Source organism: Herbidospora solisilvae, assembly GCF_009901565.1.
In the GTDB taxonomy this organism is placed as follows: Bacteria; Actinomycetota; Actinomycetes; order Streptosporangiales; family Streptosporangiaceae; genus Herbidospora; species Herbidospora solisilvae.
In genome coordinates this window covers 200444-226837 of the sequence record NZ_WXEW01000005.1, presented here as the reverse complement: position 1 = coordinate 226837, position 26394 = coordinate 200444, and the positions used below count along the sequence as shown (strand labels likewise).

The following is a 26394-nucleotide window of genomic DNA, read 5'->3' as shown; positions in this document are numbered from 1 at the left end:
CACCGAATGGAGACCGACCGACATGAGACCCGACACGATCGTCCTCGTCCACGGCTTCTGGGTAACACCCCGGAGCTGGGAACACTGGGTCAAACGCTACGAGGCCAAGGGCTTCCGTGTGCTGGCCCCCGGCTATCCCGGCTTCGAGGTCGAGGTCGAGGCCCTGCGCGCCGACCCGACGCCGATCGTCGACCTGCGCGTCCCGCAGATCATCGAGAAGTTCGAGAAGATCCTCGACGGCCTGGACAGCAAGCCGATCATCATCGGCCACTCGGCCGGCGGCGCGTTCACCCAGATCCTGCTCGACCACGGTTACGGCGCGGCCGGGGTCGCACTGTGCTCGGCCCCGACCGAGGGCGTGCGGGTGGTCCCGCTCAGCCAGGTCAAGTCGACCTTCCCGGTCCTCAAGAGCCCGGCCAACCACCACAAGGCCGTGCCGATCGAGTACGACCAGTGGAGGTACGCCTTCACCAACACCTTCCCCGAAGACGAGTCGCGCGCCCTCTACGAGCGCTACTCCATCCCCGTCTCGGGCCGCATCCTGTGGGACAGCGTCCTGGCCAACTTCCAGCCCGGCAAGCAGGCCGTCGCCGTCGACTACCACAACGACGACCGCGCCCCGCTGCTGTTCGTGTCGGCCAGTGAGGACCACATCATGCCTCCGGCCGTCCAGGCATCCAACGCCAAGCACTACAAGTCCAAGACGATCACCGAGCTCAAGCACTACGAGGGCTACCCGCACCTGCTCCCCGCCGCCCCCGGCTGGGAGGCCATCGCCGACGAAGTCCTCGACTGGGCCCTCGACCACGCGAAGTGACACGACGGGAGGACCCGGGCCTTCACGGTCCTGGCCGGGCTACTTCTCGGCCAGGATCGGGAAGCGGTCGCTCAGCTCGGTGATCTCCAGCAGTCTGGTCATCTGCGGGGTGAGGCGGGTCAACGCCAGGGTCACGCCCCGCGATCGGGCCCTGCCCTGGGCGTGCAGCAGCAGGCCGAGCCCCCCGGCGCCGCAGAAGGTCACCTCGGACAGGTCCAGGATGAGCACCTCGACGGTCTGGTCGAGGGCGCCGAGAATCCGCCGGCGGATGTCGGGTGTGGTGCAGACGTCGATGTCCCCGGACAGGTGGAGGATCGTGGGCGCCGTGGTTCCCAGCACGGTCATGACGGAACTTCCTCGTGAGTCGTATAGACGGCCGAAGGCCCCGTACCCGGGGTGACTCGGTCATGGTTCGCCGGGGGCGACGCCGACCTGAGTGCCAACGCTCGAAAAGTCCTCGGTCTCTTCACCATATCCCAGGACTTCCGGTATGTCGTGTTTCCGGAAGTAGACTTAAGGCGTGGCAAGCGGAAAGACCCGGTCTCGAACGGTCCTGCTGTCGGCCGAGCTGGCGACCGCGCTGGCCGGTTACGCGGCCGCGCTGGAACCCGCCTCCCTGGCCGGCTCCACCAAGGCCAAATACCTCTCCCGCCTGCGCGCATACCTGTCGTGGCTGACCGGGCGGACCTTCGACGGCGACCCGCTGACCGACCCGGCGACGGCGGCCGGAGCAGTGAGCGCCTTCTGCGGCCACCTCAAGAGCGCCGATCGGGCCCCCACCACGATCGACACCTACCTGTCGGCCCTCGACGACTTCTACGCCCGCCGCGGCGTCGGCCGGCCGGAGATCCGCCGCGAACGCTCGGTCCGCCATCCGGTCCCCCGCACCCTCGACGGCCCGCGCATCCGCCGCTACCTCGGCCGGGTCAGGCTCACCGCGAACCCCCGCGACCGGGCCATCGCCCTGCTGCCCTACCTCGCCGGGCTGCGGATCTCCGAGGTCGTCGGCCTCGACGCGGGCGACGTCGCTCCCGACGGCCTGACCGTCCGGGCCGGTGGCCGGTCCCGCCGGATGCCCCTCCACCCCGATCTGCGCCAGGTGCTGACCGCCTGGCTGGAGGCCCGCGCCGGGTGGAAGGGCGCCGACGCCGAACCGGCACTGTTCCTCAACCACCGGGGCCGGCGCCTGAGCGACCGCGCGGCCCGCGACGTCATCGCCGGTTTCGCCGACCCCGACGAGCCGGTCAACCCGCTGATCCTCCGCCACACCTTCGCCGCCCAGCTGGTCCGCGACGGCCGGGACCCGGTTCTGGTCGCCGAACTGCTCGGCCTCGGCTCCCTCGACAGCACCCGCCGCTACGGCCTGACCACCAAGGTCGACGGGGAGGCCGTGCTGAACTCCCTGATCACCGACGTCTGACGCTAGGCGGCCAGGACGGAGACCGCGCCCGCCAGGTAGAGACAGCCGGCGATCGTGACGGCGACGCCCGCCACCACCGGCGTCCACGCCGACACGGCGGCTGCCGCCGAACGGCCTCGAATCCCGCGCGTGAGCAGGCCGTGGCCCCGGATCGTGGCGACGCCCACCGCGGTCAGCGTGCAGGCCATGCCGAACCCGAACACCAGGACCAGCACGACCGCGTCGAGCGCCCGCCCGGTGAGCAGCCCGCTGACCAGCACGATGAAGGCCGACGGCGACGGCAGCAGCCCTCCGGACAGGGCCAGCGCGATGAGCCCCTTGCGCGACCAAGGGTCGGTGGCCTCGTGCCCGTGCCCATGTCCGTGGCCATGTCCGTGGCCATGTCCGTGCCCGTGGTTGTGGACGTGCACCCGCCGGCGGAGGTGGCGGACGGCGAGGTGGATACCGACCCCGATCACGACGACGGCGGCCACCACCTGCATCCAGGCGGTGATCGACTCCGTGCCCACTCCGGCGACCCCGGAGACGCCGACCCAGAGCAGGGCCAGCACCAGCACGGAGAACGTGTGCATGACCGCCACGATGACGCCGAGCCGGACCGCGTCGCGGTAACGGCCGTGGGTGCCGACCAGATAGGCGGCGGTGACGCTCTTGCCGTGGCCGGGCGCGACGGCGTGCATCGCGCCGACGCCCAGGGCGATGGCCAGGGCCAGCCAGAAGGCCCCGCCGCCGTCGAAGAACGCGACGAACCGGCTGTCGATGCCGTTCAGGCCCGTCATGCCGGCCTCCTCCGGCGCCGCGCCCGCAGCACGCCGAAGGGGTGCGCGGAGGCGGGCCCGGCGAGGCCCGCCCGCGCACGGGTGGGGAAGTTCACGCGATCTCCTGCACGAAGCCAACCATTTCCGACTCGTGATCTTCAGGTGGAGTGTCGCGGCCCCGGAAGAGCGAGCGGTCACATTCAGCCAGGCGCGGTCAGCGGGTGTGCGACCAGCCGGTGACCAGTGAATGAAGACTTACGACATGCGCACGGTGAGGCCTCCGGGCGGTGGGTCAGCTCCTCGTCGTGGGTGACGGCGAGGACGCCGGCGCCGGCCGGTGGCGTGGAGGGGCTCTTCGGCGATCTCGCGCAGGGTGGGCCGGGGGTCGACGGCCAGCCGGGGCTGCTGGAAGATCAGCGCGACCAGCGCTCAGAAAGTGACGGTGTCCCCTGTCACCAGAGGCAGCCACTCGTCGGGGGTCACCCGATCGCCGTTGAGGGTGACCACCACGTCGCGGTGCAGGCCGAGCCCGACGGCGGTCGCGGCGGCCCCGAGGGTGGCGGACCGGACCCGGTGCGGCCGGCGGTCGTGCTCCACCACGATCTCGGGCTGCGGCCGCGCACGCGCCATCGCGTAGTCGTCGGGGGAGTTGACGTTCACCACGCTCTCCAGCGCCGGGTCGAGCCGGGCCAGTTCGGCGTCGGCCAGCAACTGCCCGTCGTCGAGCTGGACGACCTCGCAGTGCTTGAAGAGCATGCCGGGCCGGAGGTCGCCCTCGGCCAGGAGGTCGTCGATCAGCCGGGCCAGGGAGGTCCGGTAGGCGGCGGCCAGCGGTTGCCGGAAACCCCGGGCCACCGGGAGCACGACGTCCGCCCCGGCGGGCAGGGCGCGCAGCACGCGGCGGACGAAGGCCGGGTGGAGGAACGGCATGTCGGTGGAGCACACGAACGCCGCCCCGGCCCGGTCGGCCACCGCCGCGAGCCCTGCCGCCAGCCCCTGCATGGGCCCCAGCCCCTCGACGGGGTCCTCGACCACCGAGACGTCGGGGGGCAGCGGCGGCAGCTCCTGCCCGGGGGCGGCCACCACGACGACCGGACCGGCGACCGACCGGGCGAGGACCGCGGCGGCCCGGTGGAGCAGGGTCGAGCCGTGCCACTCCAGCCAGGCCTTGGGGCGTCCCATCCGGCTGGACCGCCCGCCCGCGAGCACGACGCCCGCGGCCGCCGGCCGTTCCGAACGCAGTGTCACGCGGTTCCGCCGATGGACTCCTGGTAGATCTCCGCGTAGGTGCGCGAGTCCTTGATCAGGTCGTCACAGAAGGCCGCGACGTCGTCACCGGTGAGCTCCAGGACCCCCTTGCCCTCGGTGACCCCCTCCTCGAAGAAGTCGAGGATCCCCGAGAGCAGGGTCCCGTCGTGCAACTCGACCGGGCCGACCTTGAAGAAGTAACGCTGCATCTCCTTGTAGACGATCTGGTAGTCGGGCGGCAGCGCCTTGACCCGCGCCACATGCGCCCGCCACTGCCGCTTGCCCTCGATAATGTCCTGAATGCCCACGTCAGCCTCCTAGCCGCCCCAGTTTCCTCGCCACGTTCCTGTTCAGCTGCGCCCGCCACCGGTCGCGGAACGTGCGGGCCCCCTCTCCGCCGGCGAGCGCCGCGCAGAAGCCGGGGATGTCGTCGCCCAGCACCTCGTGGACGGTCCGCCCGTCGGCCGCCGTCTCTTCGAGCAGCCCCAGAGCGCCGTCGAGGATCGGCATCAGGTTCCGGCCCGTGAAGTCTCCGTAGAGGAAGAGATGGCCTTGGATCTGCTCCCACGCCGCCTGACAGTCGGCGGGCAGTTTCCCGGCGCGGGCCGCGAACGTCTTCCACTCCCTGGTGAGGTCGTTGCCCGTCACGGTGTCCCAGAGGTTCATCTCCCGCCTTCCCTGAGCTTCTCGATCCGCGAGGTGACGTACTCCCACTTCGCCCAGAACGTCGCGAGCTCGCCGCGTCCGGCCGCGTTGAGCGTGTAGAACTTGCGGGGCGGTCCCACCCCGGACGGCCGTTTCGTGACCTGCACGAGCCCCTTCTTCTCCAGCCGCAGCAGGATGGTGTAGACCGTCCCTTCGACGACGTCGGTGAAGCCGAGGTCGTTCAGCCGGCGTGTGATGGCGTAGCCGTAGGTCTCCTCGCTGCCGATGATCTCCAGCACGCAGCCCTCCAGCGTGCCCTTCAACATCTCCGTCAGGTCGTCCATCGAGGATCCTCACCTCCGTCGGTACTTAGTAGCACCGAGTACTGGTAAACAGTACCACGTAGTAGTGGGGCCGCCCAGTGTTGGGCCGTGGTTCGGTTCGGCGCGACCGCGATGTCACCCGGTGGGCACGCCGCCTGCGGACGATCACGGCATGCGAAGACTGCTCGCCCTGGTGCTGGCCGTCGCGGCCCTCACCCTGCCCGTCCAGCCCGCCGACGCCGCCGCTGACGGGACGCTGACGGTCGCGTCGCCGTCAGTCACGGTCGGCGCCGACATCCGGTTCGGCTACGCCACCTCCCGGCCCAACACCAAGAACTGGGTCGGCCTCTACCGCGACCCCGGCAACGGGCCCGTCGGCGAGACCTACGTCGGCCCCTCCCTCAAGTGGGTGTACGCCCCGTCCGCCACCGGCACCGGCACCCTGCCGACCACGGGACTCGCCGCCGGGAACTACAAGATCTTCTACCTGTTCGACGACGGGTACACCTGGCTCGCCCAGCCCGTCTCGCTGCGGATCACCTCAGACACCCCGCCGCGTTTCCCGGCCTCACGGTTCACGCTGCGCAACGCCAAGGCGGGCGCCGCCTATTCGGCGACCGTCGGCGGGCTCGTGCAGGGCGACGTCACCGGCCTGACCTTCGCCAAGACCTCCGGTCCCGCCTGGGTTTCGGTGTCGTCCTCGGGCGCCGTCACCGGGACGCCGACCACCGCGGGCGACGCCGTCGTGGGGATCAGGGCCACCACCGCCTCCGGCACGGCCGACGCGACCGTGACGGTCCGCGTCCAGTCGGGCGTGCTGGTGCCGCAGTTCAGGGCGCTGAGCTGGAACCTTTGGCACGGCGGCACCCGGGTGGCGGACGGCTTCGAGAAGCAGCTCAGGTTCCTGCTCGAACGCGACGTCGACGTCGTCGGTATCCAGGAGAACGAGGGCTCCGCCGCCCAGGCCCTCGCGTCGGCCCTCGGCTGGTCGTACTTCCAGAACTCCGACACCGCGGTCCTCAGCCGCTATCCGATCACCGGCACCACGCCGACCGTCGCGGGCAGCGCCGTCGCCGCCAGGATCGACCTCGGTGCCCGCTCCCTGCGCCTCTGGAGCGCCCACCTCGGCTACACCCCCTACGGCCCGTACGACGCCTGCTTCGGCAGGATGACCGTCAAGCAGCTCCTCAACCGAGAGGCCTCTTCGGGCCGCACCGGCCAGATCAACACCATCCTCACGGCCATGTCCGCCGACCTCTCGGCCTCGGCGACCACCCCGGTGCTGCTGACCGGCGACTTCAACGCGCCCAGCCACCTCGACTGGACGCCCGCGACGTCCCGCTGCGGCTACGGCTCCGTCCCGTGGCCGACGTCCACGGCCCCGGCCGGCGCGGGGCTCGTCGACTCCTACCGCCAGGCCAATCCCAACCCGTCGACCCACCCCGGCACCACCTGGTCGCCCGTCTTCAAAACCTTCACCGGCGGCTACGGCTACGACTCCCACACCGGCGAACCGGAGCCCCAGGACCGCATCGACTTCATCCACTACAGGGGTCCCCTCACCGTCCTGTCCAGCGAAGCCGTCGGGGAGGGCGCCTCCTGGACCTCCGACCACGCGGCGGTGCTCACCGTCTTCCGGCTGAACTGAGCTGACCTATCGCCGGCCCTCCTCCGCGACGACGGCGACCGGGCAGTGCGCGCGGTGCAGCAGGCCGTGGCCGACCGAGCCGAGGGCGGTCGAGGCGAACGTGCCCCGCCCGCGTGAGCCGACGATCACCAGATCCGCCGTGCGGGACTCCTCCGACAGCAGGAAGACGGGGTGACCGCAGGTGGCCAGGCGTTCGACCGGGATGTGGGGGTACTTCAGCGTCCACGGCGCGAGTTGCTGCCAGACGGAGGTGATGCGCTCGTCGAACAGTTGCTGGAGCAGCGCTCCGTAGACGACGGCGGAGGCCGCGAACGACGGCGGCTCCCACGCGTACACGAGCTTGAGGCGGGCGCCGCGCCGGTCGGCCTCGGCGAAGGCGAACTCCAGCGCCGTCTCCGACTCGTCGCCTCCGTCGTACCCGACGACGAGTTTTCCGTAGATCCGCTGGGCGGGCTTGCGGACGACGACGACCGGTCCGGGGATGTGACCCACCATCGACAGGCTGACCGAGCCGAGGATCAAGCCCGCGAAGCCGCCCTTGCCGCGGCTGCCGATCACGACCTCGTCGGCGTCGTGCGCCGCCTCTCTCAGGCGTTCGGCGGGTGGTCCCACGACGAGCTGGGCGCTGATCCGGATGTCCGGGGCGCACTCCCAGGCCCGCCGCTGCGCTTCGGCGAGCACCTCCTGGTGGTGTCTCTCCTGTACGGCGTTGAGCTCGGCGTCCCGGACGGCCGCCGACCGCGCGTGGATGATCCGCAGAGCGGCGTGCCTGCGTGCGGCGTCCTCGGCCGCGTACTGCACGGCCGCGAGCGAAGGACTTGATCCGTCCACGCCCACGACGATGATCGGAACCATGTCTCGTGTCCTTCTTCGGGTCTTCCTTCCACTTTCGTCCGCCGGTCGCGGCCGCCACAAAGGGCTTTGTCCTTCTGCCGACGGCATTTTCCGGTCTCTTGGCGTCCACCGCATAGGCCGTGGGCGCGCCCGGACGGACGATGGATGAGAAGGCGCGTCGAGAAAGGAGAACACGATGAAGGCCGCTATGGGAGACCGGCTGATCGTCGAGGGCAGCAGCGACCACGAGCCCCGGAAGATCGGCGTCATCACCGAGGTGCGCCACCCGGACGGCTCTCCTCCCTACCTGGTGCGCTGGACGGGCGACGACCACGAGTCCCTGGTGTTCCCCGGACCCGACGCCCACGTGGTGAGCAGACCGGAGGGTGAACAAGCCTGACGGTCAGGGTTGCCGCTCGGCCTCCCTGATCGCCCGGCTGATCGACTCCAGGTCCATGCCGCCCTGGTAGCGCAGGCCGTTGATGAACAAGGTCGGGGTGCCGCGCACTCCGCTGGCCCGGCCGGTCTCCTCGTCGTGCCCGATCCTGGCGAGCCGGGCCGGCACGTCCGGCCAGGGCTCGACCCCGATGTCGGCGGCGTAGCGGGCCAGGTCGCCGTCGGTCAGGAAACGCTGGTTGGCGAACAGGATGTCGTGCATCTCCCAGAACTTCCCGTCGGCCGCCGCTCCCTCGGCCGCCAGCGCGGCCGGCACCGCCCTGGGGTGGATGGTGCGCAGCGGGAAGTGGCGGAACACCAGCCGGGTCGTCCGGTGCCTGGCGAGCAGTTCCTCCAAAATCGGGTGGAGGCGTCCGCAGTAGGGGCACTCGAAGTCGCCGTACTCCACGATCGTGACCTTGTGGACGGCCGGGCCGCGCACGTGGTCGCCGGGGCCGACCGGCTCGGAGAGCACGACCGGCACCTCCTCGACCGGTTCGAGGTCCGCCTCCGGCGGCGCGCACACGCCGCCCCTGTCCCAGGCCATCCTGAAGATCAACCACCCGGTCAGCGCGGACAACGACGAGCCTGCCAGGATGCCGATCTTGGCCTGGCTCTGCACGGCCGGATCGTCGAACGCCAGCCCGACGATGAACAACGACACCGTGAACCCGATGCCCGAGACGGCCGCGCCGCCGAGCAGCTGTCCCCACACCAGGTTGCCCGGCAGCACCCCCCACTTCAGCCGCAGCGGCAACCACGTGCCGAACGCGATGCCGGCGAACTTGCCCAGCAGCAGCCCGAGCACGACGCCGATGGTGATCGGCGAGGTGACCGCCCGCCGCAGCGACTCGGCGTCGAGCACCACCCCCGCGTTGGCCAGCGCGAACACCGGCACGATCAGGTAGCTGCTCCACGGGCTGATCCTGAGCTGCAGCCGCTCGTTCACCGAGACCGCCGCCTGCACCTTCCGCGCCGCCCTGCGGGCCCCCCGGGCGCTGGGGTCGGCGGTGAACTCGTGGACGGCCTCTCCCGCCGTCAGCAGCTTGTAGTCGCTGGGCGCGTACACGAAGACCAGCACCCCGAGCGCGATGCCGATCAACGTGGGATGCACCCCGCTCTCCAGCGTCGCCACCCACAACGCGAACCCCAGCACGATGTACGCCGGCGCCCGCCAGATCCTCAACCAGCGCAGCATCACGATCGCGGCCAGCAGCGCCGCCGCGGTGAACAGCGACGCCATCGACAGGTCCTCGGTGTAGAAGACGGCGATGACGATGATGGCCAGCACGTCGTCCACGATCGCGAGCGTCAGCAGGAACGCCCGCAACGGCTCGGGACAGCGTGCCCCCACGACGGCCAGCACCCCCAGCACGAACGCCGTGTCGGTGGCGATCGGCACCCCCCAGCCGCCCACCCCCGGCCCGCCCGCGTTCAACGCCAGGTAGACCACCGCCGGCACGACGAGCCCCCCGAACGCGGCGACCGCCGGGACGGCCAGCAGCCGCCGGTCGGTGAGCTGGCCGAGACGCACCTCGTAGGAGATCTCCAGACCGATGAGGAAGAAGAACAGCGTCATGAGCCCGTCGTTGACCCAGTGACGCAGATCGAGCGAGAAGACGGCGTCGCCGAAGGACAACCCGGCCTGAAGGTGCCAGAACGCCTCGTAGGTGTCGCCCCACGGGGAGTTGGCCCACAGCAGCGCCGCAAGGGTAGCCCCGAGCAGCACACTCGTGCTGCCCGCCTCGGTCCTGAAGAACGCCCGCAACATAGAAACCTCGATGATAGGGCGCATTACCACGCAGACCTGGGCACGGACCCGTAATGTCCAGGCAAACGATCGGACGTCAGGCGCCCGCACCGGGCAGGGCCTCCGAGAGTCCGATCATGTTCCCCCCACGGGTCGCGGAAGAAGGCCAGCCGGCGGCCACGGGCTTGCCATCGGAGGAGGGGCTGCGCGGGCTCGCCGAGTGGAGCCGGGCCGGCCGGTGAACCGCGGCGGCCGTCTGCTCCGCCTTCCGCCAGACTCCGGCGGGCTGGCGTGGTGGCGGCGGAAGGCGGCGGTGAAGGCGAACGGTGAGGCGTAGCCGACGGCCTCGGCGACGCGCGCAGGCTCAGGTCGCCGTCACGCAGGTGGTCGCGGGCGAGGGTCATGCGCCACTCGGTCAGGTAGCGCATCGGCGCCTGATCGGGTTTCTCCTGGAAGGCCCGCGCGAAGGCGGCTCGCGACAACCCGCTGATCGCGGCCGGTTCCGGCACCGTCCACGGGTGTGCCGCGTTCTCGTGCATGGCCCGCAACACGGCGCCCAGCCGAGGATCGGCCGACGCCCGGTACCAACGCGGCGCGGTCGTGTTCTGCTCGAAGTCACCGCGGATGGCGAGCACGAGAAGCAGGTCGAGCAGCCGGTCGAGCACGATCTGCTGGGCGGGCTGGGTCCTGCCGAGCTCGCGGGACAGCAGGGTGATCACGTCCCGGAGGGGTCGTCGAGCGCCGGGGTCAAGGTCATGACCTGGGGCAGTGCGTCGAGCAGCGCGCTGCCGACCTCGCCGGAGAACCGGTAGGCGCCGCACAGGAAGACCGTGGCCCGGGGGCTCTCACCCGGCCTCCGTCAGCGGATGCCGGGCCCCGAACTCCTCCGGTCCCACGCAGTGGGCGCCCGGCTGGTCTCCGACGTAGTGGTCGGGCCCGCCGCGCACCAGCACCACGGTCCCGGGCGAGAGCTCCACCGCGCTGCCGGGAGTGTCCGTCCAGAGCCATCCCCGGCCCCGCACGACCGCGTGCACCCCGAGCTGGATCGAACCGCTCAACCGCATTCCCCACGGCGGCTCGACGACGGCGTCGCGCAGCCGCTGTTCCTGTTCCCGCAGGCCGCCGTCGAGGGTGAAGGCCAGGATCACGCCGCCGGCCCGCTGGTCCCGCTGCTCGGGCGGCAGCACCTCGATGCCACGGGCGAGCACGACGTCGTGGCCGCCGAGGACCCGGTAGCCGGGTTCTCCGGCCCGCAGTTCGCCCGCATGATCGCCGACAGCCCGACCCTGAGCGCCTGCCTGCGCGGCCTGCACGACCAGCGGGAACACCACCTGGCACGGGCCCTGGCCGAGACCACCGGCGGCCGGCCCGACGACATCACCGTCCAGACCGCCGCCGGCCTGCTCGGCACCGTCCACCGCGTGTTGTTCAACCGCATCCAGACGCTCACCATCGCCGGTCGCTCCAACGACGAGATCGCCCAGACCGTCGCCGCCGAAGCCACCCGGGCCTTCGACCTGCTGGAGCCCGCCCTGTCCGACTACGCCACCGCCTGACAAGGCTTGCACCTGACGCGACGTGAAGTTCTAACGTCGCCACCGTGGAGATACGGCACTGGAGGATCGGCGAACTCACCGCCGTCACCGGCCTGACGGCACGGGCGCTGCGGCACTTCGAGGACATCGGGCTGCTGCCGCCCATCGAGCGTTCCGCCTCCGGCCATCGCCGCTACGGCGAGGAGGACGTGCGCCGCCTCTATCGCATCGTCGCGATGCGTGAACTCGGCATCCCCCTTCCGGAGATCGCCCGCGCGCTCGACGAGGAGCCCGACCTCGCCCCCATGGTGCGAGAACAGCTCGCCCGCGTGGAAACCCGCATCGCCGACGCACAGCGGCTGCGCCGGCTCCTGGCCGGCCTGCTGCGCCTGGCTCCCCTGCCATCGGCGGGACAACTGATCGAGGTGATGAAGACCATGACCCAGTCCAGCGGGTTCAGTCCCGAGCAACTCGCCCGCCTACGCCGGCGGCACGATTCCGACAAGCTCGCCACCTGGCGGTCCGCCCTGGCCGACGTGGTCGAAGAGCTGCGCGCATGCGTGGCCGAGGAGGTCGATCCGGCCGACCCCCGCGTCCAGGAACTCGCCGGACGGTGGAGCGCGGTGGCCCGCGACATAGCGGGCGGTGATCTCTCGGTGCTGTCGTCGATGTACGCCAAGCTCGACGCCCAAGGAGCTGCGCAGGCCACGAAAGGGCTGGTCGACGAGGAGGTGTGGGAGTACGTCAAACGCGCCTTCGCGATCGCGTCAGCCTTGCGGTGACGACGCCACAGGCGCGGTGACCGTGTACGAACAGGTCTGTCACGCTACGGTCTCGACAGCACCCATCACGCGGTGACAAGGTGGTCACTCACCTGGGGATCGCGTCCATGTCCCGAAGGTTCGGCCGGGCAGTGCTTTGACCCGTCCGCGCGTATCAACGCGCCGAATGAGGATAGAAGCACAGAGCGGCACTGCCGCGGGGAGGTCGGAGCCGATGCCACGAGCGAATTTCGAGCGGTGGGCCATCAGCGACGACTACAGCACACTGCGAGAACACGTGAAGCGCGGCGCGCGGCTGGCGGGCCTTTCCGGTGAACGGCTCGAAGATCTCGCACTCGCCGTCCACGAAGCAGTGGTCAACGTCATCGAACACGGTGGGGGCCGCGGCGAGCTGACGATGTGGTGTGACGGCACCGACCTGGTCATCGAGGTCAGCGACGAGAAGGGCGAGCTGACGGCGGCGCACCTGCGAGCCGGGCCGCCACCGCCGCCGTCGAAGGGTGGCGGGCGCGGCCTGTGGCTCATCCACCAGATCTGCGACGAAGTGGTCATATCCCGACGCGTCGGACGGTCGACCGTGCGCATGCGCACCCGGATGGGGATGGCCTGACGGCCGCGACCTCAGACGGACAGGGTCAGCAGCGCGATGTCGTCGTCGGCGTGCTGGGTGGGGACCGACATCGCCCTGAGGGCGTGATCGCAGATCTCGTCGTGGCTTCCGGAGAAGCCCGCGAAGGCGTCGCGGAGTCGCGCGAGCCGGTCGTCGAGGAACTCGTCACGGCGCTCGACGAGGCCGTCGGTGTAGAGCAGGAGCGTCGACCCGGGCGCCAGCCGCACCCGCTGGCCGGTGTAGGTGAACGTCGTCTGCAGACCGAGGCACAGGTTGGGACGTACGTCGAGGAGTTCGGCCTCTCCGCCGGCGACGAGGACGGGGGGAAGGTGGCCGGCGTTGGCGAACTCGAGCCAGCGGGTCTCCAGGTCGTACACGGCGGAGAACGCGGTGGTGAACTGGTTCCGTCCGACGCTCTCGAGAAAGATGTTGACCTTCTCCATCGCCCTCGCGGGCGGCATGCCCTCCAGGACGTAGGCCCGCATGGCGCTGCGTACCCGGCCCATCAGGGCGGCGGCCTGGATGCCGTTGCCGATCACGTCGCCGATCGTCAGGCCGAGCCGTCCGTCGGGCAGGTGGAAGGCGTCGTACCAGTCGCCGCCGACCTGATGTCCTGCGGCGCCGGCGCGGTAGCGGGAAGCCAGTTTGTACCGTTTGGACACCGGCAGGGCCATGGGCAGCAGGGACTGCTGGAGTTGCAGGGCGATGCCGTGCTCATGACGGTAGCTCGCGGCGTTGGTCAGCGCCGACCCGGCCACGTCGAGCAGTTCACGTAGCCAGACCCGCTCGTCGAACCCCAACGAGGAGGAGGCGAGCCGCAACATCGCGGTCCGCTGTCCGGTCGCGTCCGCGTATTCGAACGGGAGGTCGAGCGTACCGGCGGTCGCCTCCCCGGGTTCCGACAGGGCGTGGCGCGACTCCGGAGACAGCCTCGGCCCCGTGGCGAGATGGGCGAGGCGAAGCGCCTCCGGATCGTCCTCGGTGGGCAACCACACCGAGCAGCCGTCGGAGTAGTCGGGAACCAGGTGTTCGGCGAGGATCTCGGCGACGTGACGGGGTTGGAGACTGCCGCTGAGCTTCTGGGCGACCGCTGAGAGGGCCCTGATCCGGTCTGCCGCATGGCGGCGGCTGCGCGCGGTCGTCAGGTTGGTGCGCACGCGGGCGATCAGTTCGGCGCTGGTGAACGGTTTGACCAGGTAGTCGTCGGCGTCGGCGTCCAGCCCCTCGATCACGGCTTCCTGACCGGCGCGTGCCGACACCATGATCACGGGGATGCCGCGAAGGCGATCGGCGGCGCGGATGGCCTTGAGGAGTGCGAACCCGTCGAGGTCGGGCATCATCACGTCGGTCAGGACCAGCTCGGGTGGCGACTGCGCGGCCTCCAGGAAGTCGAGCGCACGTCGGCCGTCGGCGACGGCGTGGATGCGCCAGTGGGGCGCCAGGACCCGGGTCAGATAGGCGCGCATGTCGGCGCTGTCGTCGACGACGAGCACCTCGACCGGACCAGGCTCGACGGGCGGCTGTCCCGCCGTCCAGCTCGTCGCCTCTTCGATGAAGGCCGCCGTTTCCGGCGTGGCCGTATACGGCTCCACGGCCCCCTTGACGGGCTCGAAGGGAATCGTCACCGTGAACACGCTGCCCACGCCCGGCTCACTGGTCACGTCGATGCTCCCCTTGAGCAGCTCGACGAGTTCCCGGACCAGCGACAACCCGATTCCGCTGCCCTCAGCGCTGCGGGACCTTCCTCCGGGCACCTGGTGGAAGCGCTCGAACAGACGGCCCACTTCCTCGGGTGGGATCCCGGTCCCGGTGTCGGCGACTTGGAGCCGTACCGATCCCTCATGGTCGAGGCCGAGCGAAACCCGCACGCCGCCTTCGAAGGTGAACGTGAACGCGTTCGACAGCAGGTTGAGGACGATCTTCTCCCACATGCCGCGGTCGACCGACACCGGCTGAGGGAGTGGCGGGCAGTCGACGTCGAAGGTGAGACCGCTGTGGCTGATCGCCGGACGGAACAGGTCCGCCAGCTGGGAGGTGAGCCGGGCCAGATCGACCGCCTGCGGCCTCGGCTCGACGGCTCCGGCGTCGGCGCGCGAGAAGTCGAGCAGTTCGTTCACCAGGTTGAGCTGTCGCAGTGCGTTCCGGTACGCCAGCTCGACACCGTCGCGGTCACGCGGATGGGGCCCGGTCGAATCGGCGAGAACATCTGCCAGCGGGCTCAGCATGAGGGTGAGCGGGGTGCGCAGCTCGTGACTGACGTCCCCCAGGAACCGCGAGCCGGCCTCCGCGCGCCGGCGCTCGTGGTCGAACGCGGCGGCGTTGCCGAGGGCAGCGGCGACCAGACCACCGACCATGTCGAGGAAGGTGCGGTGGTCGTCGTCGAGCGGGCGTCCGCTGTGGAGCCCGGCCACAAGGATCCCGGACGAGCCGAGAGGCAGGACAAGGGCGTGCCCGACGGGGTCGAAGCCCGCACGGGCAGGCGGCAGCTCCGGGCTCGGCGGGCAAGGAGCCACCACCGCGCCGTTGAGCGCGGCAGCGAGCGGCCAGGCCGTCTCGGACGCGGCGAGGTCGACGGTGAGTGGGCTCAACCGGCCCCCGGGACGTAGCCCGGCGGCACCGGCCAGGGTCGCGATGCTGCGATCAGGCGCGAGCAGGTAGATCAGTGCGAACGGAATGTCGATCGGGTGGCCGCTGAACACCTCGGCGGCGGTCTCGGCCGCGTCGGCCGCCGAGACCGCGGTCATGGTGCGCTCGGCGAGCCGGTGCAAGATCGCCCTACGGCGGTCGCCGAGCACCTCGGCGGTGGTTTCCCTGACGACGCCGAAAACGCCGGCAACCGCGCCGGAGGCGTCTCTGGCAGGTCCGCAGGTAAAGGTGAAGTAGGTCTCCTCGGGAGATCCGTGGCGGCTGGTGATCACCAACAGGTCTTCGACGCGAGCGGCTCGCCCGCTCGTCACGACTCCATTGAGCGTGGGCCCCAGGACGTCCCACACCTCACGCCACGTCTCCTCCGCGGGCGCGCCGAGCGCCGACGGATGCTTCTCACCAAGAATCGGTATGAACGCGTCGTTATAGAGGTGGGTGAGGTCGGGCCCCCAGAAGACGAACACGGGAATCTCGCTGCCCAGGCTCACTTCCAACACGCCGCGCAGGCCGGCGGGCCAGGTGTCGACGGGGCCGAGCGCGGTGCCGGACCAGTCCTGCGCCGCGATCATGGCCCCGGTCACGCCACCGCTCATGAGGACGGCGTTCATGGCGCGCGCCGCCGCCTGCTCTGCCACTAGCACCTCCTCGTTGCAGTCTGTCCTACAGTGGGCTCGGGGGGACAGTGCCATCGGCGACCCCTCGGAGAGGCGCGTTCAATGAAGACCCGCTTGCACATTTCGTCCCGGCGGGAGGGCGGGATCGGCGTTCTGGCGCCCGAAGGTGAGATCGACGCAGTGACGAGATCGATTCTCGCCGCCGCGCTGAGCGAGGCGTTGGCCGCCCCCGGCACACGACTCATTCTTGACCTGTCGGGGGTGACGTTCCTCGACTCCGGCGGTCTCGGCACGATCAGCGACCAGCATCGCGCCGCCCGTGAGAACGGCGGCATGCTCTCCGTTTACGGCGGGGACCCCCGCCGCACCCGTGTGCTCTGGCTGACGGGCATGGCCGACTGGCTCCCCGTCCATCCCGACCTGACCACGGCACTCGCCGCCATTCGGGAACGTTGACCCAGGCCTTCGGGACAAGTCCTTTCCTCGGCCGCTGTCGCGAATGGCGCGACCGGTAACTTCGGGGTTTTTCGAGAAACGCTCAAGCGCGGCCTCGGGTCATCTCGTGTCTATACACGCCTGGCATGAACGTGTTAAAACCGCATTGGCTAGCGTCCGCCGCGTAAATGTGCTGCTCCTGGCACGTCCTACAACCGTTCGACAGCACGACGGAGTCGGCACACTCCGACCCTCGAATCACCCCCAGGGCAATCAGCGTGGCGGCGCGCGCCTTGCCTGACTGAGCTGTGAGGTCAGGTCGACATGCACATGCACATGGACGTTCACCTGCGCAGCGCGCGAGGTGCGGCATGAGAAGAATTCTCACCGCCCTGCTGCTGCTCGTCTCCACCCTCCTCATCCCCTCCCAGGTGAGTCCGGCGCAGGCCGCCGCCGGACCGCCGTTCGCCGCGCTGGTCTTCTCCAAGACCGCCGGCTTCCGGCACACCTCCATCCCGGCGGGCATCGCCGCCATCAGGCAACTCGGCCAGGAACAGGGCTTCACGGTCGACGTCACCGAGGACTCCGCCGCCTTCACCGCGGCCAACCTGGCCAAATACCAGGTCGTGGTCTTTCTTTCCACTACGGGTGACGTGCTGAACGCCACCCAGCAGACCGCCTTCGAGCAGTACATCAAGGGCGGCGGCGGGTACGCCGGCGTGCACGCGGCCTCGGACACCGAGTACGACTGGTCCTGGTACGGCAATCTGGTCGGCGCCTACTTCAAGCAGCACCCCGCGCCGCAGCAGGCCGTCGTCAAGGTCGAGGACCCCGCGCACCCCTCCACGGCCGGGCTGCCCGCCCGCTGGACCCGCACCGACGAGTGGTACGACTTCCGCACCAACCCGCGTGCCGCGGTCCACGTCCTGACCTCCCTGGACGAGACCAGCTACAGCGGCGGCACGATGGGCGCCGACCACCCCACCACCTGGTGCCAGAACTACGACGGCGGCCGCTCCTGGTACACCGCGCTGGGCCACACCGACGAGTCCTTCGCCGAGCCCAACTTCCTGAAGATGCTGCTGGGCGGCCTGCAGACCGCCGCGGGCGTGGCGCCGGCCGACTGCTCGGCGAGCCTGGGCTCGTCGTTCGCCAAGGTCACCATTGACGACAACACCTCCAACCCGATGATGCTGGACGTCGCCGCGGACGGCACCGTCTTCTACATCGACCTGAGCGGTGACGTCAAAGCGGTCAAGCCGGGCGGCGGTGTGGTCACCTCCGGTCACCTGAACGTCTTCAACGCCAACGAGAGCGGCCTGCTGGGAATGGTCCTCGACCCGGCGTTCGCCACCAACCGCTGGATGTACCTGTACTACTCGCCCCAGTCCACCGCCGTGGACCGGCTGTCGCGCTTCACCGTCAGGCCAGACCTGACGCTCGACTTCGCCAGCGAGAAGGTCGTGCTGGAGGTGCCGGTCCAGCGGGCGGAGTGCTGCCACCACGGGGGCGGCATGGTGTTCGACAAGGCCACCGGCGACCTGTGGCTCGCCAACGGCGACAACACCAACCCCTTCGCCTCCGACGGCTACACCCCCATCGACGAGCGCGCCGGGCGGTCGAGCTGGGACGCCCAGGGCACCTCGGCCAACTCCAACGACCTGCGCGGCAAGGTGCTGCGCATCCACCCCGAGCCGGACGGCACCTACACCATCCCCGCAGGCAACATGTTCCCGCCGGGCACGCCGAAGACCCGCCCGGAGATCTACGCGATGGGTCTGCGCAACCCCTTCCGGATCGGCATCGACCCCAAGACGCACAAGCTGCTGGTCGCCAATTACGGCCCGGACGCCGGCCAGCCCAGCGCCACCCGTGGCCCGGAGAACACGGTCGAGTGGGACATCCTCAACGGTCCGGGGTTCTACGGCTGGCCCTACTGCGTCGGCAACAACAAGGCCTACGTCGACTTCGACTTCGCGACGAACACCTCCAAGCAGCCGTTCAACTGCGCGGCGCCGAAGAACGACTCGCCCAACAACACCGGCATCACCGACCTGCCCGCGGCCAAGGCCGCCACGGTCTACTACCACTACTCCGCCGACCCCGCGTTCCCCGAACTCGGCGGCGGCGGCGCACCCCATGCCGGGCCCGCCTACCGCTACGACCCGGCGCTGGTGTCGGCCCGCAAGTGGCCCGCCTACTGGGACGGCAAGGCCGTCTTCGGCGAGTGGAACCAGAACCGCCTGTACTCCTTCCAGCTCAGCGCCGACGGGTCGCAACTGGTCGACATCAACCCCCTGCTGGGCACGATGAGCTTCAAGAAGCCGATGGACATGAAGTTCGGCCCCGACGGTGCGCTGTACGTCATCGAGTGGGGCTCGGGCTTCGGCGGCAACAACACCGACTCCGGCATCTACCGGATCGACTACACGAAGGGCGACCGGGCGCCGACCGCCCAGGCCAAGGCCGACAAGACCGCCGGGCCCGTGCCGCTGACCGTGCAGTTCTCCAGCGCCGGATCCGCCGACCCCGACGGGACGCCGCTCACCTACGCCTGGGACTTCGACGGCAACGGCAGCGTCGACTCCACTCAGGCGAACCCCACGCACACCTACACCACGGCGGGGAACTTCACCGCCGTGCTGACCGTGAAGGACCAGGGCGGCACGACCGCCACCGCCAACGTGCCGATCGTGGCCGGCAACACCGCGCCCACGGTGAGGTTCAATCTGCCGCCCAACGGCGGCTTCTTCAACTTCGGCGACCGGGTGAACTTCACCGTCACGGTCACCGACCCCGAAGACGGCACGGTCAACTGCGCGAACGTCAAGCTCCAGGCCTTCCTGGGGCACGACTCGCACGGCCACCCGCTCGACCAGTACACCGGCTGCTCGGGCACCGTCCAGACCACCCTGTCCTCTGGGCACAGCGACGGCGACAACGTCTTTTATGTGCTGGAGGCCAGTTACACCGACCAGGGCGGCACCGGATCCTCCGGTCCGCTGACCACCAGGGCGCAGGTGCTGCTGCAGCCCAAGCACAAGCAGGCCGAGTTCTACACGGCGACGGGGCGCGCCCCCGACGGCACCGGCGCCGGCGACCCCGGTGCGCGGGTGGAGACGACCTCCGACACGCAGGGCGGCTTCCACAACCTCACCGCCATCGAGGACGGCGACTACTGGAGCCACGACCCGGTCAACCTGTCGGCGATCGAGCGCCTGACCTTCCGCGCGGCCTCGGGCTCGGCCGGAGGCACGATCGAGATCCGGTCGGGCGCCGTGAACGGTCCGCTGGTCGGCAGGGCCACGGTGACCGGCACCGGCGGCTGGCAGACCTACCAGAACTTCCCGGTCACGCTCACCAACCCGCCCACGACCAGCGGGCCGCTGTACTTCGTCGTCCGCAGGTCGGCGGGCAGCACCGACACCGGCGCGCTGATCAACGTCAACTGGACCGACTTCGTCAGCAGGAGCGTCAACGGCGTCACCCTGAGCGCCAACCCCACCGGCCTGTCCTTCGGGACCCGCACCACCGGCACGACCAGCCCGCCGCAGGCGGTCACCGTCACCAACACCGGCAGCGCCGCCGCGACCCTGAGCGTAGTCACCGTCACCGGTGACTACGCGCAGACCAACACCTGCGGCGCCACCCTGGCCGCCGGCGCGTCCTGCACGGTCAACGTCACCTTCACCCCGACCGCGACGGGCACCCGCACGGGCACGCTCAGGGTGGCGAGCAACGACGAGAACGGCCCCCTGTCGGTGGCACTGTCCGGCAGCGCCGTCACCTCGACCACCAACCTCGCCCTCGGCGCCGCGATGACCGCCGGCAGTTCCTCGGGCGGCTACCCGCAGACCAACGCCAACGACGACAACACCGCCACCTACTGGGAGTCGGCGAACAACGCCTTCCCGCAGTGGCTCCAGGCCGACCTGCGCTCCACGCAGAGCATCGGCTCGATCACGCTGAAGCTGCCCCCGCCCGCGGCATGGGCGACCAGGACCCAGACCCTGTCGGTCCAGGGCAGCACCGACGGCACGACGTGGACCACGCTCAAGCCATCGGCCCCCTACGCCTTCAACCCCGCGACGGGCAACTCCGTCACGATCCCGCTGACCACCGCCAGCACGCGGTACGTCCGGCTGAACTTCACCGCCAACACCGGCTGGCCCGCGGCGCAGGTCGCGGAGTTCCAGATCTTCCCGGGCGGCGGCGACCAGCCGCCGACCGTGAACCTGACGGCCTCTCCCGCCAGCCTGTCGTTCGCCTCAAGGACCGTCGGCAGCACCAGCCCCGCGCAGGCCGTCACGGTCACCAACACCGGCACCGGGACGGCGACGCTCGGCACGGTCGCCACCAGCGGTGACTTCGCGCAGACCAAGACCTGCGGTTCCTCGCTGGCCGCCGGCGCGTCCTGCACGGTCAACGTCACCTTCACCCCGACCACGACGGGCACCCGCACGGGCACCCTGAGCGTCGCCAGCAACGACCCGAACGGCCCGCTGACCGTCGCCCTCAGCGGCACCGGCGCCGCGGTTCCGGTCAGCAACCTGGCGCAGGGCCGGCCGACCACCGAAACCAGCCACGTGCAGACCTACGCGTCCGGCAACGCCGTGGACGGGAACGCCGGCACCTACTGGGAGTCGGTCAACAACGCCTTCCCGCAGTCGATCACCGTCGACCTCGGCTCCTCGGTCAGCGTCGGCCGCATCGTCCTCAAGCTGCCCCCGGCCACCGCTTGGGCCACCCGCACCCAGACGCTCACCGTCCTCGGCAGCACAGACGGAACCACCTTCACCAACGTCATCGGCTCGGCGGCGTACACCTTCAACCCGGCCACCGGGAACACGGCCACCATCACCTTCCCGGCCACCAGCAGGCGCTACCTGCGCCTGACCATCACCGCGAACACCGGCTGGCCCGCGGGCCAGGTCTCGGAGTTCGAGGTCTACGCCTCGTAAACGATGCGGACCTCCGGAGGGGACGATGCCCGTCCCCTCCGGACATCACATCCATCGGGGCTACCTCCACGTGGAACCGACGAGACCTGCCCAAGATCGAAATCGAGCGAAGCGAGCGCAGCCCGAGCGAAGCGAGGCCATGTCAGGGAGCGCGAGGGGCGAAGCCCTTCGCCAGGAGCGCAGCGACCCAGAGCGCCAGCGATGCGAGGACGCGAAGCGGCCAGGGGGAGCGCGAGGGGGCGCAGCCCTCTCGTATCGGGGGTTCGGGGGTCGCCCCCCGTAGAAACGAGGAACGGCCCGTGAAAGCCGCCCCGAAGGGGCGTCAACCACGGGCCGTTCCGAGAGAGCCGCCTTGGGGAATCGAACCCCAGACCTACGCATTACGAGTGCGTCGCTCTGGCCGACTGAGCTAAGGCGGCATGCTGACAAGCAGCAGTCCTACTGTACAGCCTCCGCCCCCCACTCCGCGCCCACGATCAACACCGAGTGCCCTCCTCGGGCACCACAAGATCGGTCAGGTACCCGTCCACAGCCCCGTCCACGCACGTCGACCCGGTCTGATAGGCCGTATGCCCGTCCCCGTCATAAGACAGCAGAACCCCCGATTCCAGCTCGGAAGCCAGCGCCTCGGCCCATTCATACGGAGTGGCCGGATCCCGCGTGGTCCCCACGACGAGAATGGGCGCCGCCCCAGCCGCGTTGATCTTCAGGTCGGCCTCCGCCGACCGCGAAGGCCAGTACGCGCAGGCGAGACTGTCCCACATCACGAACTGCCCGAACCGCGGCGCCACCTCGGCCGCCTCCTTGGCCGCCGACTCGTAATCGGCCACCTCAGCCGGATAAGCGTGATCGACGCAGTTGACCGCCTTGTTGGCCTCCGTCTGGTTCGTCCACGATCCGTCGATCCGCCGCCCCAGCAGCACGTCGGCCATCCGCAACAACTGGGTGCCGTCTCCGGCGAAGGCCTCCCGGAGCGCCCCCCGCAGGATCTCCCACGACCCGCGATCGTAAAGCGGCGTGATCACCCCGAAGGCCGCCCACGTGTCGTTGATCACCCGGGAGTCGGTCTGGTTCCGCAAAGGCAGCAGGTCAGCGCGCTGCAACAACCGGGAGATCTCGTCGAGAGCGCCCTCGACCGTGCGGGAGGAGAAGGGGCAGTCGTCGGTGGTGAAGCAGTCTGCCACGAAGGCCCGCATCGCCACCTCGAACCCCTTGGCCTGCACCTCGTTGAGTTCGAGCGCCGAAATCCGGGGGTCGATCGCCCCGTCGAGCACCAGCGCGCGCACCCGGTCGGGGAACAGTTGCGCGTAGACCGCGCCGAGGTAGGTTCCGTAGGACTTGCCCAGGTAAGTCAGCTTCTCGTCGCCCAGGGCCTCGCGCAGCACGTCCATGTCGCGGGCCGCGTCGGCGGTGCCCACGTGGGCCAGGAGTGAGCCGGCGTTCTTCTGGCAGCCGGCGGCGAACTTCTTCGCCCCGGCGACCATGGCCGCCTCCTCCTCAGGGGTGTCGGGGGTCATGTCGAGCGACAGGTAGGACTCCACCTCGGGCTCCGACAGGCAGCGCAGCGGCGTGGACTCGCCCACGCCCCGGGGGTCGAAGCCGACCAGGTCGAACCGCTGGCGGAGCTTGTCGGAGACGGGCGAGTCACGTACGTATTCGATGCCCGACCCTCCCGGGCCGCCCGGGTTGATCAGCAACGACCCGATGCGGTCGCCGGTGGCCGGGAGCTTCGCGACGGCGATCTCGATCTTCTCGCCGTCGGGGCGGTCATAGTCGAGCGGTACGGCCAGAGTCGCGCACTGAAGGCCCTCATGGCAGGGCGTCCACGACAGCGCCTGATCGGGCGGCGACGACGACGCCTCCGGCGCCGAACACCCGGCCGCCAGCAGCGCCAGCGCCAGCAGCAGCCGCCTCACGACGATTCGTAGGTTTCTTCGTACGCCTTCCGCGGGCCGCACACACTCGCCTTGGAGCACGCGCACCGCCGGCCGCCGTCGTTGAGCCGCACGATCACCGAGTCGGACGGCACGTTGTGGCCCACGACGACCCCGGCGCCCTCGGGCGTGTCGACGGTCAGGCCCACCCGGGGCGCCCCGGCACGAAACTCCTGGTAGAGCGGGTGCTCGAACTTCAGGCAGCACATCAGGCGGCCGCACGCCCCCGCGATCCGCAACGGGTTGACCGGGAGGTCCTGGTCTTTCGCCATGCGTACCGAAACGGGTTCGAAGTCCTTCAGGAAGGTGGCGCAGCACAGATCGCGCCCGCACGGGCCGATGCCGCCCTGCAGCCGGGCCTCGTCGCGGGGGCCGATCTGGCGGAGCTCGACGCGGGCGCGCAGGTTGCGGGCCAGGTCGCGGACCAGCGCGCGGAAGTCGACCCGGTGGGGGGCCGAGAAGTAGACCGTGTAGACGTTGTCGGCGTCGATGTAGTCGACGCCGACCACCTTCATCGGCAGGTCGTGGCGCTTGATCAGGCGCTTGGACACGCTCCGGGCCTCGGCGCGGCGGCGCTTGTTGGCCTCGTCGCGGGTCAGGTGCTCCTCACCGGCGAGGCCGCCGCAGACGGGCAGGCCGTCGACGTCTTCCGAGACCCATTGGGGGGCCCAAATCGTCTCGGCGACCTCGAAACCGGCGTCGGTCGGCACGAGCACCCGATCGCCCACCTTCGGAGAGTGGCCACCCGGGTCGAGGTAGTACAACCGCCCGTATCGGGTGAAGCTCACGGCCATCATCATGCCCAAGGGAGCCCGGCCTCCTCGTGTGGTTGCGCCTTCCCGCCACCCTACGCGCCCTCTTTACCAGGCAACCACTCCGTCCATGACACGGCCGGGAATGTCCATCACCTTCCGGTACGTGTCCCCGGAGACCTCCCCGATCTCCTGTTCGCTCTGGACGAGCACACGACTCCCGCCGGCGGCCAGGTCGAGGACCCGCAACCAGGCCCGGCCCCGGTAGAGGACCTCGGCCGGTTCCTCACCGGCCGGGTCGAACGTCATGATCGCGGCCTGGGGGTCGTCCAGCCGGGTCATCCCGGTGCTCACCCCGGCGATCAGCCGCGTGCCGTCGGGCGACATGCGCACCCCGTAGAAATGGACCCTCGTCCCGTCGAGCTCACCTGACAACACCACGCGCCGGGGCGGATCCCCGGGTTCGTCGGCGTCGAGCACGTAGACCTCGGGCGAATCGGCGCAGTCGACCACGCGCAACTGGTTGACCGGGATCTGCACGTCTTCTCGAAGCGCGAAGAAACGGCACGAACTGACCCCTTCCAGCGTGCCCAGGGTGGGCGGCACGGCCGTGGGCGCGGAATAGACGACGATCCCGCCACTCGGCGACGGCCCGGGAGAGGGGACCACGATCACCACGTTGCCAGACGCCATGGGCGTGGGCATCGGCACGATCACCACATCCTCCGGCGCCCCACCCGAAGGCGCGGCCACCCCGCTCGGCGGCACGGATATGAACGCCGTAGGCACGCCGCTCGGAGCCGGAACCGGCGTCGGAGTCGGCGGAGGCGCGACGCTCGGAGCCGGTGACAGCGCAGATGCGGCGCTCGGAGCCGGTGTCGGCGCAGGCGCGGCGCCCGAGACCGGTGTCGGCGGAGGCGCGACGCTCGAAGCCGGTGTCGGCGCTCCCGACGGCGCGACCCGGGGCGGCGCCGATGGTGAGCCCACCACCACCGCCGGTTCCGAGACCGTCATCGTCCGGCCCGCCGGCATCGTCGTGTACGCGATCTGTGAGCCGTCGTCGCTCGTGGAGATCGACGTGAACCCCGACCCCGCCTTGACCTGGAACCGCCGCCCCTCCCCCGACTGGGCGTCGGCGACCACGAGGAAGCCGCGGCCCTCGTCGTCGCGGCGCACACAGGGCACCGTCCCGAAGACCACCTTCGTCCCGTCACCGCTCACCGCGAACGCGCTGATCCTGCTGCGGGCCGCGGGGCGTACCGGCACGTCGGCCAGCTCACCGGCCCGCCCGGCGTCGTCCACGGTGAATCGCACGATCCTGCTGGAGCAGAACGCGGGCCCGTTCAGCAAGGCGTAGAAGGTGCGATTGTCCGGCGCGGCCTGGACGCTCCGGTAGAGCCACCCCGTCATCGCGCCGACCCGGTCCAGCTCGGCTCCGTCCGTCACCCCTCGGACGATCACCTCCGACTGCTCCCTGGCCTCCACGATGAACCGAGGGGCCGCCGTGCCCGCCGCCGTCTGGTTCAGCCCGCCCCGCGTCATCACCACGCTCCCGGCGATCGCCAGCCCGACCGCCAGCGCCGCCGCCACGGGCACCAGAAAGCCCTTACGAGCCTGCTCCAGACGTAGCGGAGGAACTTCGGAGATCGTGTCACCGGCGGCGGTCGTCGCGTCCTTCAGGCGGGAAATGACGTCGTTCATGCGTTCTCTCCAAGAATGCGACCCAGCGCGTCGAGCGCCCGGGAGGTCGTGGACTTCACGGTCCCCCTGCTGACCCCCATCGCCTGGGCGGTCTCCTCCTCCGACAGTTCGGCGTAATACCGCAGCACCAGCGCCTCCCGCTGCCGCTGCGGCAGCCGATGCAGGGCCTCCAGGACCTCCCGGCGTTCGGCCCCGAGTAAGGCCGCCGACTCCGCCGACCAGACGGGTGGGTCGTAGGCCCCCGCGAACCACGACGGCAACCGTCTTCGCCGCAGCACGCTGCGCGCGTTGTTCAGCACCGAACTACGCAGATAGGGCACGGCCGCGGCCGGATCACGAAGCAGCCGCCACCGCCGGTGCAGCCCCAGAAAGGCGTCCTGGACGGCGTCCTCGGCGCTCTCCCGGTCACCGACCATGATCAGGGCCAGCTTGGTCAGCCCGAGCGCATGCTCCTCGTAGAGGCGGCTGATCGCCTCATCTCGGTCACCGGAGGAGAGGGCGATGTCCACCGTTTCGGCCTGCATGCTTCAGAGACGTACAGAACCT

At 70.2% G+C, this 26394-nt stretch carries 23 protein-coding genes, 1 tRNA gene and 2 pseudogenes; 9 read left to right on the top strand and 17 right to left on the bottom strand.

Features of this window, described 5'->3' with window-relative positions; all coding sequences use genetic code 11:
* The first annotated feature begins 22 nt into the window (after positions 1-22).
* A complete protein-coding gene (locus GT755_RS17910) occupies positions 23-817 on the top strand; it encodes an alpha/beta hydrolase (protein ID WP_161480837.1) in 795 nt (264 codons plus the stop codon).
* A 39-nt stretch (positions 818-856) separates the two neighbouring features.
* Here GT755_RS17910 and GT755_RS17905 read toward each other — a convergent pair whose 3' ends face one another.
* Positions 857-1162, bottom strand: a complete 306-nt coding sequence (locus GT755_RS17905) for an STAS domain-containing protein (RefSeq protein ID WP_161480836.1) — start codon at positions 1160-1162, stop codon at positions 857-859.
* A gap of 175 nt (positions 1163-1337) precedes the next feature.
* Between GT755_RS17905 and GT755_RS39675 the strand changes: the two genes are divergently transcribed.
* Positions 1338-2237, top strand: a complete 900-nt coding sequence (locus GT755_RS39675) for a tyrosine-type recombinase/integrase (protein ID WP_161480835.1) — start codon at positions 1338-1340, stop codon at positions 2235-2237.
* Between the two features lie 2 nt (positions 2238-2239).
* On the opposite strand, the gene GT755_RS39670 is transcribed toward GT755_RS39675, so the two are convergent.
* From GT755_RS39670 to GT755_RS17875, 5 genes are all read right to left on the bottom strand, one after another.
* On the bottom strand, positions 2240-3016 hold the full coding sequence (locus GT755_RS39670; protein WP_161480834.1) for a nickel/cobalt transporter: 777 nt from the start codon (positions 3014-3016) through the stop codon (positions 2240-2242).
* A 408-nt stretch (positions 3017-3424) separates the two neighbouring features.
* Positions 3425-4243: a molybdenum cofactor guanylyltransferase gene (gene mobA, locus GT755_RS17890; RefSeq protein WP_202610181.1), complete on the bottom strand. Its 819-nt coding sequence runs from the start codon at positions 4241-4243 to the stop codon at positions 3425-3427.
* Positions 4240-4551: a DUF1048 domain-containing protein gene (locus GT755_RS17885; RefSeq protein WP_161480833.1), complete on the bottom strand. Its 312-nt coding sequence runs from the start codon at positions 4549-4551 to the stop codon at positions 4240-4242. The genes mobA and GT755_RS17885 overlap by 4 nt, the downstream gene beginning before the upstream one ends.
* Position 4552: 1 nt before the next feature.
* The gene (locus GT755_RS17880) at positions 4553-4909 is read right to left on the bottom strand and encodes a DUF1048 domain-containing protein (protein ID WP_161480832.1); all 357 of its coding nucleotides are present in this window, start codon (positions 4907-4909) and stop codon (positions 4553-4555) included.
* Positions 4906-5232: a PadR family transcriptional regulator gene (locus GT755_RS17875; protein WP_161480831.1), complete on the bottom strand. Its 327-nt coding sequence runs from the start codon at positions 5230-5232 to the stop codon at positions 4906-4908. The genes GT755_RS17880 and GT755_RS17875 overlap by 4 nt, the downstream gene beginning before the upstream one ends.
* A gap of 151 nt (positions 5233-5383) precedes the next feature.
* Between GT755_RS17875 and GT755_RS17870 the strand changes: the two genes are divergently transcribed.
* The gene (locus GT755_RS17870; RefSeq protein ID WP_161480830.1) at positions 5384-6859 is read left to right on the top strand and encodes an endonuclease/exonuclease/phosphatase family protein; all 1476 of its coding nucleotides are present in this window, start codon (positions 5384-5386) and stop codon (positions 6857-6859) included.
* Positions 6860-6865: 6 nt separating this feature from the next.
* On the opposite strand, the gene GT755_RS17865 is transcribed toward GT755_RS17870, so the two are convergent.
* Positions 6866-7714, bottom strand: a complete 849-nt coding sequence (locus GT755_RS17865; protein ID WP_161480829.1) for a universal stress protein — start codon at positions 7712-7714, stop codon at positions 6866-6868.
* Positions 7715-7889: 175 nt separating this feature from the next.
* Here GT755_RS17865 and GT755_RS17860 point away from each other — a divergent pair, with 175 nt between their 5' ends.
* Positions 7890-8093 carry a DUF1918 domain-containing protein gene (locus GT755_RS17860; RefSeq protein ID WP_161480828.1) on the top strand — a complete coding sequence of 68 codons (204 nt, stop codon included), beginning with the start codon at positions 7890-7892 and terminating at the stop codon, positions 8091-8093.
* A 3-nt stretch (positions 8094-8096) separates the two neighbouring features.
* Here the strand turns inward: GT755_RS17860 and nhaA are convergent, their stop codons facing one another.
* The 4 genes and pseudogenes from nhaA to GT755_RS41170 form a co-directional block, all read right to left on the bottom strand.
* On the bottom strand, positions 8097-9899 hold the full coding sequence (gene nhaA, locus GT755_RS17855; protein ID WP_161480827.1) for a Na+/H+ antiporter NhaA: 1803 nt from the start codon (positions 9897-9899) through the stop codon (positions 8097-8099).
* Between the two features lie 23 nt (positions 9900-9922).
* Positions 9923-10606: pseudogene (locus GT755_RS17850) on the bottom strand (cupin domain-containing protein); the annotation flags it as partial.
* A pseudogene (locus GT755_RS41580) lies at positions 10594-10713 on the bottom strand (cupin domain-containing protein); the annotation flags it as partial. The pseudogenes GT755_RS41580 and GT755_RS17850, both read right to left, overlap by 13 nt.
* A 10-nt stretch (positions 10714-10723) precedes the next feature.
* The gene (locus GT755_RS41170; RefSeq protein WP_202610180.1) at positions 10724-11086 is read right to left on the bottom strand and encodes a cupin domain-containing protein; all 363 of its coding nucleotides are present in this window, start codon (positions 11084-11086) and stop codon (positions 10724-10726) included.
* Positions 11087-11092: 6 nt separating this feature from the next.
* Between GT755_RS41170 and GT755_RS41165 the strand changes: the two genes are divergently transcribed.
* The 3 genes from GT755_RS41165 to GT755_RS17825 all read left to right on the top strand — a co-directional run bounded on the left by GT755_RS41165 (position 11093) and on the right by GT755_RS17825 (position 12805).
* Complete coding sequence (locus GT755_RS41165; protein ID WP_202610179.1) at positions 11093-11434, top strand: hypothetical protein; 342 nt, start codon at positions 11093-11095, stop codon at positions 11432-11434.
* A gap of 44 nt (positions 11435-11478) precedes the next feature.
* Positions 11479-12195, top strand: a complete 717-nt coding sequence (locus GT755_RS41160) for a MerR family transcriptional regulator (protein ID WP_161480825.1) — start codon at positions 11479-11481, stop codon at positions 12193-12195.
* Between the two features lie 214 nt (positions 12196-12409).
* A complete protein-coding gene (locus tag GT755_RS17825; RefSeq protein ID WP_161480824.1) occupies positions 12410-12805 on the top strand; it encodes an ATP-binding protein in 396 nt (131 codons plus the stop codon).
* Between the two features lie 11 nt (positions 12806-12816).
* On the opposite strand, the gene GT755_RS17820 is transcribed toward GT755_RS17825, so the two are convergent.
* Positions 12817-16086: a SpoIIE family protein phosphatase gene (locus GT755_RS17820; RefSeq protein WP_161480823.1), complete on the bottom strand. Its 3270-nt coding sequence runs from the start codon at positions 16084-16086 to the stop codon at positions 12817-12819.
* An 81-nt stretch (positions 16087-16167) separates the two neighbouring features.
* Between GT755_RS17820 and GT755_RS17815 the strand changes: the two genes are divergently transcribed.
* The gene (locus tag GT755_RS17815) at positions 16168-16521 is read left to right on the top strand and encodes an STAS domain-containing protein (protein ID WP_161480822.1); all 354 of its coding nucleotides are present in this window, start codon (positions 16168-16170) and stop codon (positions 16519-16521) included.
* A gap of 350 nt (positions 16522-16871) precedes the next feature.
* The gene (locus GT755_RS17810; protein ID WP_161480821.1) at positions 16872-21461 is read left to right on the top strand and encodes a ThuA domain-containing protein; all 4590 of its coding nucleotides are present in this window, start codon (positions 16872-16874) and stop codon (positions 21459-21461) included.
* Between the two features lie 345 nt (positions 21462-21806).
* On the opposite strand, the gene GT755_RS17805 is transcribed toward GT755_RS17810, so the two are convergent.
* From GT755_RS17805 to GT755_RS17785, 5 genes are all read right to left on the bottom strand, one after another.
* A tRNA-Thr gene (locus GT755_RS17805) sits at positions 21807-21880 on the bottom strand.
* A 57-nt stretch (positions 21881-21937) separates the two neighbouring features.
* Positions 21938-23377: an alpha/beta hydrolase gene (locus tag GT755_RS17800; protein WP_328794396.1), complete on the bottom strand. Its 1440-nt coding sequence runs from the start codon at positions 23375-23377 to the stop codon at positions 21938-21940.
* Positions 23374-24189, bottom strand: coding sequence for a PSP1 domain-containing protein (locus GT755_RS17795; protein WP_235966901.1), 816 nt, complete (start codon positions 24187-24189; stop codon positions 23374-23376). Before GT755_RS17795 ends, GT755_RS17800 begins: the two co-directional genes overlap by 4 nt.
* A 66-nt stretch (positions 24190-24255) precedes the next feature.
* On the bottom strand, positions 24256-25848 hold the full coding sequence (locus tag GT755_RS17790; protein WP_161480820.1) for a hypothetical protein: 1593 nt from the start codon (positions 25846-25848) through the stop codon (positions 24256-24258).
* Complete coding sequence (locus GT755_RS17785; protein ID WP_161480819.1) at positions 25845-26372, bottom strand: SigE family RNA polymerase sigma factor; 528 nt, start codon at positions 26370-26372, stop codon at positions 25845-25847. Before GT755_RS17785 ends, GT755_RS17790 begins: the two co-directional genes overlap by 4 nt.
* Between the last annotated feature and the right edge of the window lie 22 nt (positions 26373-26394).

Excerpts from the sequence above, each read along its gene's own strand:
- GT755_RS17910 (WP_161480837.1), top strand. The coding sequence starts at position 23 with ATGAGACCCGACACGATCGTCCTCGTCCACGGCTTCTGGGTAACACCC.
- GT755_RS17905 (WP_161480836.1), bottom strand. The coding sequence starts at position 1,162 with ATGACCGTGCTGGGAACCACGGCGCCCACGATCCTCCACCTGTCCGGG.
- GT755_RS39670 (WP_161480834.1), bottom strand. The coding sequence starts at position 3,016 with ATGACGGGCCTGAACGGCATCGACAGCCGGTTCGTCGCGTTCTTCGAC.
- GT755_RS17880 (WP_161480832.1), bottom strand. The coding sequence starts at position 4,909 with ATGAACCTCTGGGACACCGTGACGGGCAACGACCTCACCAGGGAGTGG.
- GT755_RS17875 (WP_161480831.1), bottom strand. The coding sequence starts at position 5,232 with ATGGACGACCTGACGGAGATGTTGAAGGGCACGCTGGAGGGCTGCGTG.
- GT755_RS17870 (WP_161480830.1), top strand. The coding sequence starts at position 5,384 with ATGCGAAGACTGCTCGCCCTGGTGCTGGCCGTCGCGGCCCTCACCCTG.
- GT755_RS17865 (WP_161480829.1), bottom strand. The coding sequence starts at position 7,714 with ATGGTTCCGATCATCGTCGTGGGCGTGGACGGATCAAGTCCTTCGCTC.
- GT755_RS17860 (WP_161480828.1), top strand. The coding sequence starts at position 7,890 with ATGAAGGCCGCTATGGGAGACCGGCTGATCGTCGAGGGCAGCAGCGAC.
- nhaA (WP_161480827.1), bottom strand. The coding sequence starts at position 9,899 with ATGTTGCGGGCGTTCTTCAGGACCGAGGCGGGCAGCACGAGTGTGCTG.
- GT755_RS17825 (WP_161480824.1), top strand. The coding sequence starts at position 12,410 with ATGCCACGAGCGAATTTCGAGCGGTGGGCCATCAGCGACGACTACAGC.
- GT755_RS17815 (WP_161480822.1), top strand. The coding sequence starts at position 16,168 with ATGAAGACCCGCTTGCACATTTCGTCCCGGCGGGAGGGCGGGATCGGC.
- GT755_RS17810 (WP_161480821.1), top strand. The coding sequence starts at position 16,872 with ATGAGAAGAATTCTCACCGCCCTGCTGCTGCTCGTCTCCACCCTCCTC.
- GT755_RS17795 (WP_235966901.1), bottom strand. The coding sequence starts at position 24,189 with ATGGCCGTGAGCTTCACCCGATACGGGCGGTTGTACTACCTCGACCCG.
- GT755_RS17790 (WP_161480820.1), bottom strand. The coding sequence starts at position 25,848 with ATGAACGACGTCATTTCCCGCCTGAAGGACGCGACGACCGCCGCCGGT.
- GT755_RS17785 (WP_161480819.1), bottom strand. The coding sequence starts at position 26,372 with ATGCAGGCCGAAACGGTGGACATCGCCCTCTCCTCCGGTGACCGAGAT.